Source organism: Brevundimonas sp. (assembly GCF_036400995.1).
Taxonomy (GTDB): Bacteria; Pseudomonadota; Alphaproteobacteria; order Caulobacterales; family Caulobacteraceae; genus Brevundimonas.
On record NZ_DASWWG010000011.1, the window covers coordinates 1 to 9,428 of the forward strand.

The 9,428-nt window shown below is 69.8% G+C and carries 11 protein-coding genes and 1 pseudogene; 7 read left to right on the plus strand and 5 right to left on the minus strand.

Annotated elements, in window-relative coordinates; genetic code table 11:
* Nucleotides 1-410, plus strand: a pseudogene (gene tuf, locus VGE03_RS01210) (elongation factor Tu); the annotation flags it as partial.
* 115 nt (nucleotides 411-525) lie between these two features.
* On the opposite strand, the gene VGE03_RS01215 reads toward tuf, so the two are convergent.
* The 3 genes from VGE03_RS01215 to VGE03_RS01225 all read right to left on the minus strand — a co-directional run bounded on the left by VGE03_RS01215 (nucleotide 526) and on the right by VGE03_RS01225 (nucleotide 2,572).
* Nucleotides 526-1,560, minus strand: coding sequence for a L,D-transpeptidase (locus VGE03_RS01215; RefSeq protein ID WP_331044644.1), 1,035 nt, complete (start codon nucleotides 1,558-1,560; stop codon nucleotides 526-528).
* A gap of 62 nt (nucleotides 1,561-1,622) precedes the next feature.
* Complete coding sequence (locus VGE03_RS01220; protein WP_331044645.1) at nucleotides 1,623-2,408, minus strand: SGNH/GDSL hydrolase family protein; 786 nt, start codon at nucleotides 2,406-2,408, stop codon at nucleotides 1,623-1,625.
* Nucleotides 2,405-2,572, minus strand: coding sequence for a hypothetical protein (locus VGE03_RS01225; protein ID WP_331044646.1), 168 nt, complete (start codon nucleotides 2,570-2,572; stop codon nucleotides 2,405-2,407). The genes VGE03_RS01220 and VGE03_RS01225 overlap by 4 nt, the downstream gene beginning before the upstream one ends.
* A gap of 161 nt (nucleotides 2,573-2,733) precedes the next feature.
* Here VGE03_RS01225 and VGE03_RS01230 point away from each other — a divergent pair, with 161 nt between their 5' ends.
* The 3 genes from VGE03_RS01230 (at nucleotide 2,734) to VGE03_RS01240 (ending at nucleotide 5,849) form a co-directional block, all read left to right on the plus strand.
* Entirely contained in the window at nucleotides 2,734-3,888 is a 1,155-nt protein-coding gene (locus VGE03_RS01230; RefSeq protein WP_331044647.1) for a GNAT family N-acetyltransferase, read from the plus strand.
* Nucleotides 3,889-3,896: 8 nt separating this feature from the next.
* The gene (locus VGE03_RS01235; protein WP_331044648.1) at nucleotides 3,897-4,805 is read left to right on the plus strand and encodes a cupin-like domain-containing protein; all 909 of its coding nucleotides are present in this window, start codon (nucleotides 3,897-3,899) and stop codon (nucleotides 4,803-4,805) included.
* 144 nt (nucleotides 4,806-4,949) lie between these two features.
* Nucleotides 4,950-5,849 carry a GIN domain-containing protein gene (locus tag VGE03_RS01240; RefSeq protein ID WP_331044649.1) on the plus strand — a complete coding sequence of 300 codons (900 nt, stop codon included), beginning with the start codon at nucleotides 4,950-4,952 and terminating at the stop codon, nucleotides 5,847-5,849.
* An 89-nt stretch (nucleotides 5,850-5,938) separates the two neighbouring features.
* Here VGE03_RS01240 and VGE03_RS01245 read toward each other — a convergent pair whose 3' ends face one another.
* Both VGE03_RS01245 and VGE03_RS01250 read right to left on the minus strand, forming a co-directional pair.
* A complete protein-coding gene (locus VGE03_RS01245) occupies nucleotides 5,939-6,187 on the minus strand; it encodes a hypothetical protein (RefSeq protein ID WP_331044650.1) in 249 nt (82 codons plus the stop codon).
* Nucleotides 6,188-6,325: 138 nt separating this feature from the next.
* Nucleotides 6,326-7,111 carry a hypothetical protein gene (locus VGE03_RS01250; protein ID WP_331044651.1) on the minus strand — a complete coding sequence of 262 codons (786 nt, stop codon included), beginning with the start codon at nucleotides 7,109-7,111 and terminating at the stop codon, nucleotides 6,326-6,328.
* A gap of 281 nt (nucleotides 7,112-7,392) precedes the next feature.
* Here VGE03_RS01250 and VGE03_RS01255 point away from each other — a divergent pair, with 281 nt between their 5' ends.
* From VGE03_RS01255 to rplC, 3 genes are all read left to right on the plus strand, one after another.
* Entirely contained in the window at nucleotides 7,393-8,310 is a 918-nt protein-coding gene (locus tag VGE03_RS01255; RefSeq protein ID WP_331044652.1) for a hypothetical protein, read from the plus strand.
* A gap of 327 nt (nucleotides 8,311-8,637) precedes the next feature.
* Complete coding sequence (gene rpsJ, locus VGE03_RS01260) at nucleotides 8,638-8,943, plus strand: 30S ribosomal protein S10 (RefSeq protein WP_003164367.1); 306 nt, start codon at nucleotides 8,638-8,640, stop codon at nucleotides 8,941-8,943.
* A gap of 20 nt (nucleotides 8,944-8,963) precedes the next feature.
* On the plus strand, nucleotides 8,964-9,428 hold a 465-nt coding region (gene rplC / locus VGE03_RS01265), incomplete at its 3' end, for a 50S ribosomal protein L3 (protein ID WP_331044653.1).

A 9,428-nucleotide genomic window follows, 5' to 3' on the forward strand; every position in this document is an offset into this window, starting at 1 on the left:
TGGAAATGTTCCGCAAGCTGCTGGATCAAGGTCAAGCGGGCGACAACGTCGGCGTGCTGCTGCGCGGCACCAAGCGTGAAGACGTCGAGCGCGGTCAGGTTCTGGTGAAGCCGGGTTCGATCACCCCGCACACCAAGTTCCTGGCTGAAGCCTACATCCTGACCAAGGAAGAAGGCGGCCGTCACACGCCGTTCTTCACCAACTACCGTCCGCAGTTCTACTTCCGCACGACCGACGTGACCGGCATCGTGCACCTGAAGGAAGGCGTGGAAATGATCATGCCGGGCGACAACGCCGAACTGACCGTCGAGCTGATCACCCCGATCGCCATGGACCAGGGCCTGCGCTTCGCCATCCGTGAAGGCGGCCGCACCGTCGGCGCCGGCGTCGTCGCCAAGATCATCGAGTAATCCTTGATCGAAGGGCGCTAACGCGAACGACGCGGTCGTTCGCTGCTTGAGCGCCGACTGACTACCGAGACGGCCCCCGGAGAAATCCGGGGGCCGTTTTCTTTTGGGCTGCGGCTCAGACGAACCGCACCGTTACCCCCGGCCTGACCGCCGCGGCCAGTTGCCAGGCGTCCCAGTTGGTCAGGCGGACGCAGCCGTGGGAGGCGGTCTTGCCGATCTTCTCGGGGTCCGGCGTGCCGTGGATGCCGTAGCTGGGCTTGTTCAGGTCGATCCAGACGACGCCGACCGGGTTGTTGGCCCCGGCGGGCACGACGAGGCGACGGCCGCCCGGACCGTAGCTGAGCTTGGCCGGGTCGTAGACATAGTCGGGATTGCGGGCGACGCCGTTGACCCGGACGGTCCCGCTGGGCGTCGGATTATCGCCGCTGCCGATGGTGGCGGGGTAGTAGGCCAGCAGGCGGCCGTCCCCGGCGAAGGCGCGGACCGAACCCTCGGTCTTGTCGACCACGATGTGATCCACGTCGCCGGGCAGGGGCGCGGCGCCGATGGCCGGGACGGTGATGCGGACGCCCGCGCGGCGGAAGTCGACGCCGGGGTTCAGGGCCTGCAGCAGGCCTTCGGTGACATGGAAATGCTCGGCGATCCGCTCGCGCGGGCTGGTGTAGCGGACGCCGTTGGCGGCCTGTTCGGCCAGCTCGCCCGGCGGCGGGCTGAAGGGCCCGGCCACGTCGGCGGCGGTCAGGACGTGGGTGGTCATGGCCGGGCGGTCGTCGGCGGCGATCAGGCGATCCATCAGCTCGGCGTCGATCGCGTCGCCGCTCATGCCGTTGGCCTGACGCCAGGCGGCCACCGCCTGTCGCAGGTTGGAGCCGGACACCCCGTCGACGGCGCCGGGCGAGAAGGTCGAGCGGTCCAGCAGGACCTGCAGCCGGATCAGGGCCGGGTCGGGCTGGACCGGGGAGGGCGGAGCCGTTCCGGGCGCCGGAGCCGTCGGGGGCGCGACGGGCGCGGTCAGCCGGGCTTCGTTGATCTGTTCGGCGGTCAGGCCGGGCGCCCGGGCGGCCTCGACGGGATCACCGGGATCGTCGGCGCGGCCACAGGCGGCCAGGGCGAGGACGGCGGTCGAGGCGAGGATCAGACGAAGGGGCATGCGGACTCCGGACCGTTGGTGGTCCGGAGGCAACCCTTCGCGGCAGAGCTTGTTCCCCGCGCCTAGCGCAGGCGGGGCGCCAGCCCCTCGGCGGTGACCTCGGCCCAGCAGGCGTAGCCGGCGTCGTTCAGGTGCAGGTCGTCCGGGCCCACGCCGCCGCGCTCGAGCCCGCCCCAGTCGGCCATGGCGTCGAAGCGGCGCAGCACCGCGTAACGGCCGCGACGACCTTCCTCGGAGATGCGGCGGGCCATGTCGCCCAGCGCCGGGTTGCGGCCGCGGAACGAGGCGTTGGTCGTGTTCTCGGGCAGGCGCTGCGGGTCGATCAGCAGCACATCGACGTCGGCGGCCTGAAGCACGGCCTCGCCGCGATGGAAGTCGGCGAAGACGTCGTCCACCAGACGGTCCCGCAGCACGTCGTTGGTGCCCAGTTGCCAGATGACCAGATCGACGCGGCCGGCGGCCAGTTCGCGCTCCAGCCGGTCGGCGGTCTCCCGGGCCGTCTCGCCGCCGATGCCGCGGTTGAAGACGGTGACGTCCACCCCCGGCATGCGGCGCTCCAGCGCCAGTTCAAGCTGGGGGGCGAAGCCGAGTTCGCGGCGGCTGGCCCCGATGCCCTCGATGGAGGAGGAGCCGACGGCCAGGATGCGCAGGGCGCCGGCGCGGACGGCGGCGCGGCTGCGGGTCAGGCCGCCGTTGTCGGCCACGAAGCCGGTCGACAACGGGCAGACCGCGATGGGCGCCCCGGTCACGATCGCCGGGCGGGGCGCGTCCTGGGCGCGGGCGGACAGCGGGAGCGCCGATCCGGCGGTGAGGGCGACGGCGGCGAGCATGGGGGCGACAAGCTTCAAGGATTGGGCTTTCCGGTAGCGGGATCAGTGGCCGTGTCGCCCGGGTTGGAGGAGCCTTCGGAGCCCTTGGGCTCGGTCGCGGGGCGCGGGGGGCGGCCATCCGCGTCGGGGCGCAGGTCCTCGTTCTCGGTCTCACGGCTCTCGGGGCGTCTCGCGTCAGTCATGACAGGTCTCCTGCGGATGGGACAAGCGCAACGTGCGGCCCGGAGGCGGGCTCCCGGATCACGAAGCGTTAAGGATGAACGCTCACCGGGCCGAAACGGGGTCTGTGGCATGAGACCGGCTGCAACGGGCCGATCTGGGGCCACGGGGGCGAAGGACGGCGATGACCGGATTCAAGGTCGACATCCTGAAGGCGGACCAGCTGGGCGAGGCCGAGTGGGAGGCGTGGCGCGCCTTCCTGGCGGCCAACCCGGCGCTGAAAAGCCCCTATTTCCGGCCCAGCTTCACGCGCGTCGCCGGCCGGGTCAGCCCCGGCGCGGCGGTGGCCGTGTTCAGCAGGGGCGGCGAGATCGCGGGCTTCTTCCCGCACCAGAAGCGCGGCTCGGCGATTCAGCCGCTCGGCGCGCCGATGAACGACTATCACGGCGTCATCGCCCGGCCGGGCGAGGGCCCGACCCTGTCGGAGGTGGCGACCCTGCTGGGCGGCGCCCGTCTGAACGTGACCGCCTGGGTCGGCGATACGCCGCTGGGCGAGGACCGGCGCACGGTACAGGTCGAGCTGGGCGACGACGGCTATGACGGCTGGTACGCCGAACGGCGCGCGGCCTTCGGCAAATTCTTCAAGGACAAGGAACGCGCGCGGCGCAGCATGGAGGCCGAGCTGGGCCCGCTGCGGGTCGAGCGCGGCCTGCAAGATCCGAAGCTGCTGGACTGGCTGATCAACCTGAAGCGGGATCAGTACAAGCGGACAAATCGCCACGACATCTTCGCCTGCGGCTGGACCGCCGACCTGCTGCACGAGCTGCTGCAGACCCGGGGCGAGAACGGCTTCGGCTGCTCGATGGCCGGGCTGTGGGCGGGCGACCGCCTGACGGCGATCGAATATTCGCTGCACGCGGGCGACCAGTATCATTTCTGGTTCCCGGGCTATGAGCCCTCGCTGGCGCGCTGTTCGCCGGGGATCCTGCTGAGCATGGACACCATGCGGCTGGCGGCGGGGCTGGGCTACCGCACCTTCGACTTCGGCTTCGAGGGCGAGCACTACAAGAAATACTTCTGCAACGGGGCCCATGTGGTCCGCGAGGCCATGGTGCTGAAGCCGGGGATCGGTTCAGCCATGAGCCAGGCGGCGGTGAAGGCCCTCGACCTGGCGGGCGAGGGCCGGGGCGAACGCCTGCGCGCCAGCGTGCGCCGTCGCTGGGCCGCCATCGAGGCCTGCGAGGTCACGACCGGCGACCGCTTCAAGGGGGCCATGCAGGCGGCGGGCGCCGCCCTTGCAAAGGCCCGTGCCTCTTCCAGCCATCGCGTTCCGGCCTGAGACATCCCATGACCGAAACCCGCACCCGCTATTCCGGCCCCATCCGTCAGGCCGAGGTCCATCCGCACTCCCTGGTCGAGCAGGGCTTCGCCACGGATGAGTCGCTGGCGGCGATCCTGGATCGCTATCCGGCCGAGCTGTTCGACATCAACCTGTACGACTACGACGACGACGGTCAGGTCTCGCTGCGCACCGGCGCGCGGGGGCGTCTGGACGGCGGCGAGCTGCTGGCGGCGATCCAGCAGGGGCGGCTGTGGGTCAACATGCGTGAGGTCGAGACCGGCTGGCCCGAGCTGTGGGCCGCCGCCATGACCGAGTTCGGCAAGGTGCAGGCGAACTATCCGGGGATGCGGGCCGTGCGGAACGCGGGCCAGCTGATCCTGTCGTCGCCCAAGGCCCGGGTGCCGTATCATTTCGACCCGGCGGGCGTGGTGCTGTTCCACATGCGCGGGCGCAAGCGGGTGTTCGTCTATCCGGGCGACGAGGGCCACCTGCCCGAGCGCAATATGGAGCAGGTGGTCGCGCGCCAGACGACCGAGGAGCTGCCCTACACCCTGGCCTTCGAGCAGGACGCGCAGGTGATGGACCTGGAGCCGGGGCAGGCCCTGACCTGGCCGATCTATGCGCCGCACCGGGTGGAGAACCTGGACCGGTTCTGCGTCAGCCTGTCGATGGACTTCCAGACCTGGCCGTCGAGGTTCCGGAACGGGGCGCTGTACACCAACGCCGTGCTGCGCAGCCGGGGGCAGCGTCCGCGCATGACCGACCGGATGGCCGGGCCCGAGCTGGCGGCGCGCTGGGCCGCCTCGCTGGCCCTGAAGAAGGCCGGGGCGCTGAAGAGCCGGCTGGCGCATTTCGAACGGGACTTCGAGCCCGAGGTCGGCGTGGCCGACGGCGCGGGCGCGCTGAGAACCTGAACATCCGGAAAGGCCGGGTCCCGTCGGTCAGGCGGGGCGGGGCTTTCAGGCCGGTTTCTTACAACGGGGTCATGACCTCGTATTAAAGTGACTTCCGGCGGCGGCGGACGCACCCTTTCCTCATACCGGACTGGGAGGCCCGTCATGAAAACCGCAATCGCAACCGCCGTATCCGTCATCGCCCTCACGGCGCTCGCCGGACCCGCCCTGGCCAAGGAGCCGAAGGTGGAGATCCGCAACGCCGTCGCCCGCGTCTCGGTCGTGATCGAGGATCGCGCCGACGTGGCGGTGGAGGTCGAGCACGGCGCCTCGAGCCTGCCGCGCGTGCAGGTCAGCCGCCGCGGCGATGAAGTCATTATCGACGGCGGCCTCGGCAACCGTCGCTCGGGCCTGTTCAACCGGGGCGGCGGCGACCGCATCCGCCAGTGCCACACCGGCCGCGAGGGCGGCCTGCCGGGCGAGGGCGCCTGGGTCGAGGTTCGCGACATGGGACGGGTGAACGTCATGGACGCCCCGGTCATCCTGGTCCGCGTGCCGCGCAATGTGGATGTCGAGGCCGAGGGCGCGATCTTCGGATCGATCGGCCGCGGCGCCTCGGCGGTGGAGCTGGGTCACGGCGGCTGCGGCCGCTGGGACGTGTCCAACGTCGACGGGCCGGTGTCGCTGGCCATCGGCGGCTCGGGCGACATCCGGACCGGGACGTCCCGGGCGCTGGAGGTGTCGATCGGCGGCTCGGGCTCGGTGATGGCCGGCGCGACGCGCGGTCTCGAGGTGGCCATCGGCGGATCCGGCGATGTCCGGGTGGCGCGGCTGGACGGCCCGATGGAGGTGTCGATCGGCGGCTCGGGCGACGTCGACGTGCGCAGCGGAACCTCGCCCAACATCGACATCAGCGTCGCCGGCTCGGGCGACATCAACTTCGGCGGCGTGGCCCACGACGTGGACGTGTCCATCGTCGGCTCGGGCGACGTGACCATCGCGCGGGCCACCGGCTCGGTCAGCCGGGCCATCCTGGGCGGCGGCGATGTGAGAATCGGCGACTGACCTGCTGCGGTCGTCGTGACGAGAAGGCCCGGGGATGTGGAACCCCCCGGGCCTTTTTCATGTCCGGTCTTCAGCGGTGGCGTAGCGGGTCAGTCCTCGCCGCGGGTCTGCATGCGGCGGACGGCGTCCATCACGCAGGCACGGTGGGTGGCCACGGCGGTGTTCACGCAGGTGTTCCAGCCGCCGGACAGCGGCGCATGCATGTTCCCGCAGGCGACAATGCTGCGGTCGAGGCCGGTGTCACATCGCTCCACGTCGGACCCCAGGTCCGCGGCGGAACTGCCGGCCGAGGCCAGGATGATGGCGATCGCGACGATACCGGTCTGGACGGCGCGCATGGTGTGATCCCCCGGTTGTCTCTCGGAACAACCATAGGGGGATATACGTAAGGCTGTACACCTCCCGGCATGGAAAAAGCCCCGGCGGTCGAACCGCCGGGGCTTTCCGTTTTCAGCCCGAAGGCCGGGGTCCCGTGATTACGGGGCGACCGGCGAGGCCAGCATGGCGGCGATCGGGGCGACGCCGACGGCGGTGCGGCCCAGGTCAGCGCCCGAACGCGAACGGGTCTGCAGGTCGCCGCCGAACGAGTAGCGGAAGCCGACGGTCAGGGTGTTGACCGACAGGTCCACGTCTTCCAGCTCGCTGTAGCCGTAGTTGGCGACGAAGCTCAGCGGGGTGTTGGCGATCTGGTATTCGCCGCCGACGTTGGCCGACCACAGGTCGATGCTGTCGCCGCCGCCGTCGACCGTGCTCCAGCCCAGGCCGCCGTTCACGCGGAAGGCCGGGGTGATGAAGTAGGCGGCGTCGCCGCCGACGGTCCAGGCGTCGACGTCCACGCCGTCAACGGTTTCGTAGGCGACAGCGCCCGTCAGGGTCATCTTGTCCAGGTAGGCCTGGCCCTGGGCGCCGAACGACCACAGGGTCTCGTCGACGATGCCCTGGCCGCCGGCGAAGCCGCCGACGCGCACGCCGTTCACCAGGGTGCTGGCGTGGATGGTGCCGTCGATGTTGCTGTTGTCAGCGCCCGGGACGTTGTTGTTGCTGTAGGCGAAGCCGCCGTCCAGGGTGACGGTCCAGTCACCGACGACCGGCACGGCCACGGCCACGTCCAGCTTGCCGTTCTCGGCGGTGTAGTCCGAGCCGCCGGCTTCGAACTTGGCGTTGTTGTAGGTGAGGCCGATCGAGCCGATCGAGTCCTGGGCCAGGGCCGGAGCGGCGGCGAAGGCGGCGACGGCGGCGGTGGCGAGGAAGAGAGTCTTCATTTTTGTTTTTCCCTCGGCAGCTGCGGGGAGTCGCGCTGCCTTGGCCGCCGACTAACAGCCGCGCTTTCGGCCAAGCTATTACAAAGTTGTCACAAAACAGTGGCTTGCGACCGGTGTGGCGAGCGCGTCACGCATTGTGGCGCCCGTGCGGCGCCTCTGGGCGGACATAGCGGCGCTATCTCAATTCGCCGTCAGAAACCGACGGTTTCGGTCCTCCGGGATGAGCCGCAGGCTCGGCCTGACGGATGGAGGCGGCGATGCGGATTCGGGGATGCTGGACGGTGGCGGTCGCGGCCGCGGCGATGCTGGCCGCGGGGCAGGGGAAGGCGCAGACGCCGACCCCGCCCGAGGGCTTCGTCTGGTACGTGCTGAACGCGCTGAACGCCTTTGATCTGGACGTCGAGGACCCGACCAACCGGCCGCCTCTGGTCACGGCGGTCCCGGACGGGGTGCTGGAGCCGGTGGAGGTCAATGGCGACGGGCGGCCGGACTGGCTGATCCGCTGGCCGGAGGCGACGCAATTCTGCGGCACCGGCGGGTGTCGGACCACTCTCTATATAAGCGACGTGGACGGCGGCTTCGTGCGGGCCTTCGACCGACAGGCCCTGCGGTTCGATCTGAAGGCCGTGGACGGGGAGGTCCGGGTCGAGGCGGCGCTGCATCATCTGTACTGCGACAGCGCCCGGGACGCGTGCCTGCGCGCCTGGGCGTGGGAGGCGGGCAGCGGGCGGCTGCAGGAGCGTCCGTCCTCCGACGGGTTCAGCCGCCTGACCGTGGTCGACCCCGTGGACCGGGGGGAGACGGAGGACGGCACGCCGATTCTGCCGGAGTGGACCCCGCCCATGCTCGAGGAGATGCGATTCCGCAGCCGGGCGTGGTGTCCGGTGACGACGGAGGAGGGTGTCCGCCTGCAGCAGGCGACCCTGTTCGATACGCCCGACCTGAACGGCGACGGGATCCGGGACTGGGTGTTCGGGCCCGCCGCCGGTTGCGCGGGCGAGCCGGCGACGGGCTTCCAGGTCTGGGTGACCACGGAGCCCGGTCCGGGGCCGCAGGGGCGCGGCGGGGCGGTGACCCTGGCCTGGACGGCCCCGCCGGGGCGGTGGGCGGAATTCGAGGTGTCGGAGCGTCCTGCGACGCTTATGATGGTCGCGCCCTGTGATCAGGGGGCGGATTGCGCGGGTATTCCACTGCGTTAGAACGTCTCGGAGGGGCGTCTGGCCGACTAGGCGGAAAAGCCCGCCCTGACACAGTTTCGCCGCTTGACGAACGGGGACTCAATCGGCATAAGCGCGCACTCTTGTTGGACCGGCTGTGCACCTCCGGGTGCAGACGCGGTTCGCAGGAACGACCTGAGTGCCTGTTCTTTGCAGCTTCTTGGGACTTAAACGGCCTTCGCGGGGTACTGCGTGGGCCGATCGTTTTTGCGGACGTGCGTACTCTGAGGGCTCTTTGGGCCCGAAGGCTCCGGTCTTTGAAATGGTTCACAGGGACGCAGGTTCGCCTGCTTGGGAATAACAACCGATATGGATCAGAGCATCCGCATCAGGCTCAAGGCCTTCGATCACCGCGTCCTCGACTTTTCGACGCGCGAAATCGTCAATACGGCCAAGCGCACCGGCGCGACCGTCCGCGGTCCGATTCCGCTGCCGACCCTGATCGAAAAGTTCACCGTGAACCGCTCGCCGCACGTCGACAAGAAGTCGCGTGAGCAGTTTGAAATCCGCACGCACAAGCGCGTGCTCGACATCGTCGACCCCACCCCGCAGACCGTGGACGCGCTCATGAAGCTCGACCTCTCTGCCGGTGTGGACGTCGAGATCAAGATCTAAAAAGAAAGAGGCGGGATCCGATGCGCACGGGCGTGATCGCCAAGAAGCTGGGCATGACCCGCGTGTTCGCCGATGACGGCGCGCACGTTCCGGTCACTGTGCTCCAGCTCGACGGCTGCCAGGTCGTCGGCCAGCGAACCCAGGAGCGGGACGGCTACGTCGCCCTGCAGCTGGGCGCGGGCATGAAGAAGGCCAAGAACACCAACAAGGCCCAGCGGGAAGCTTTCGCCAAGGCGGAAGTCGAGCCGAAGGCTTACGTGACCGAGTTCCGCGTCGACGCGGACGGCCTCCTCGACGTGGGCGCCGAACTGTCGGCCGACCACTTCGTCGCCGGCCAGAAGGTCGACATCCAGGGGCTGACCATCGGCAAGGGCTTCGCCGGCGGCATGAAGCGCTGGAACTTCGGCGGCCTGCGGGCGACCCACGGCGTGTCGGTCTCGCACCGCTCGCACGGTTCGACCGGCAACCGTCAGGATCCGGGCCGC